Source organism: Actibacterium naphthalenivorans, from assembly GCF_014196965.1.
In the GTDB taxonomy this organism is placed as follows: domain Bacteria; phylum Pseudomonadota; class Alphaproteobacteria; order Rhodobacterales; family Rhodobacteraceae; genus Actibacterium_A; species Actibacterium_A naphthalenivorans.
Map to the genome: position 1 here is coordinate 1 of NZ_JACIEQ010000047.1, position 1,199 is coordinate 1,199.

The window sequence follows — 1,199 nt, forward strand, 5'->3', positions numbered from 1 at the left end:
GGTAATCCCCCCATTTTTAACGGGGTTCAGCCGCAGAATTCACGCGGCCATTTTCAGTTTCTGTGCGGGTGTGATGCCGCCGATGCCCATATTCGGGCGGTCGTTATTGTAAGTCCATAGCCATTGCGTGGCGTGATCTTGTGCCTCCTCGATGCTTTCGATGATGTATTGGTCGAGCCATTCATGCCGAACCGTTCGGTTGTAGCGCTCGATGTAGGCGTTCTGTTGTGGCTGTCCGGGTTGGATGTGCTGGATGGTAATTCCCTGTTTCTCGGCCCATTCCATTAGCTTGCCACTGATGTATTCCGGACGTTGTCGACCCTTATGGTGCCCGGCTTGCCGCGCCACTCGATGATGCGGTTGAGGCTTCGGATGACCCGTTCGGCTGGCAGCGAGAAGTCGACCTCGATCCCCCGCCCTTCGCGGTTGAAGTCATCCAGCACGTTCAGCAGCCGAAAGGCCCGGCCATCACCGAGGCGATCTGCCATGAAGTCCATGGACCAGGTCAAATTGGGCGCGTCCGGCACCGCCAGGATGTCAGGCTTCTCCCGTTTCAGCCGTTTGCGGGGCTTGATGCGCAGGTTCAGCTCCAGCTGGCAGTAGAGCCGATAGACGCGTTTGTGGTTCCATGGGTGCTCCTTCACGTTGCGCAAGTGCAGGAAACACAGGCCAAACCCCCAAGTCTTTCGCGCATCCGTCAGCCCCGTCAGAAGATCGGCGATCACCTCGTTCTCGTCCTTCAGCTTCGGGCTGTAGCGATAGCAGGTCTCGCTGACCCCGAAGGCCCGGCACGCCAGCGCAATGCTGACGCCTCGTCGTTCCACCGCCGTTTCGGCCATCTCGCGGCGCTGAGATGGCCCTGTCACTTTGTTCCAAGGGCTTCCTTGAGCAAATCCGCCTGCGTGCTCAGGTCCGCATACATCCGCTTCAACCGGCGGTTCTCATCTTCCATGGCCTTCATCTGGCTGATCAAGGATGCATCCATCCCCCCGTACTTCGCCCGCCATTTGTAGAACGAGGCGTTGCTCATCCCATGCTCACGGCACAGCTCGGCCACCGGCACACCGCCTTCGGCCTGCCGCAGGATCGCGATAATCTGAGCCTCAGTGTATCTGCTTGTCTTCATTCGAAATCTCCTCGTTCATCTTGCCGAGAAAATTCTACTTATGCAGCCCCTTACTTTCGGGGGGGATTACCCC

The 1,199-nt window shown here is 58.4% G+C and carries 1 pseudogene; it reads right to left on the reverse strand.

What is annotated here, in order from left to right:
* Positions 1-39 precede the first annotated feature (39 nt).
* Positions 40-1,126 (reverse strand): annotated as a pseudogene (locus tag GGR17_RS20215) (IS3 family transposase).
* Positions 1,127-1,199: the final 73 nt, after the last annotated feature.